Genomic DNA, 695 nt, shown 5'->3' on the forward strand with positions numbered 1-695 from the left:
TGCTGTTTGTGAAGCTTCTCTTGCTGTTTGTTCTGCACGCGTTGCAATGGTCTTCGATTCATCGGCTAACCTCTTGGCTTCGGTCGATAAATTAACAGCATTCTCACTGCTCTGTTTGACCTCTTCAAAACGTTGTAATGCCGTAGAAAGGGAACCTTTCGTACTATTGATTTCCCCTGAGGCTCTATCGACTGCTGCTTTTGTCTCTTCTGCCATGCGCTTCGCTGCATCAGAAGTATTCTTGGCTTCTTCTGCTAAGCCATTGGCTGTATCCGCTGTCTCTTTCGCAAGGCTAGCCGTTGTCGTCGCTGCTTTAGCTTCTTCCTTCGCTTCATGAGACGTCGTAAGCGCTGTTGTCGCTGTTTGAACTGTTTTCGTCACTTCGCTAAGCGCTTGTTCCGAAACCCTCTTCGATTCTTCTGCAACCTGTTGCGCACCATTCGCACGCGACATGGCTTTTTCTGCTTCTTGACGTGCATTAACAACCTGCTCTAACGGCGCAAAGGTTTCATACGAATACAAAGATGCCGTCCCTAAAAGCTTTGGAACAACAACGCTGTCTTGAGAAGTTCCTGCTATCATTTCTTCTTTCGTTGCAACAGGTATCAAATATTCATGTTCATGATCGGGTATCTTCATCTGTTTTCGTCCTCACATCATTCAGAGCACTTCGTCTAATGAACACTCTTTCAAAT

At 45.9% G+C, this 695-nt stretch carries 1 pseudogene; it reads right to left on the bottom strand.

Annotation, left to right across the window (positions count from 1 at the left end):
* A pseudogene (locus tag ACFIMM_RS02825) lies at window positions 1-639 on the bottom strand (hypothetical protein); the annotation flags it as partial.
* Window positions 640-695: the final 56 nt, after the last annotated feature.

Source organism: Bartonella sp. AP258QHHD, from assembly GCF_042196145.1.
GTDB lineage: Bacteria > Pseudomonadota > Alphaproteobacteria > Rhizobiales > Rhizobiaceae > Bartonella.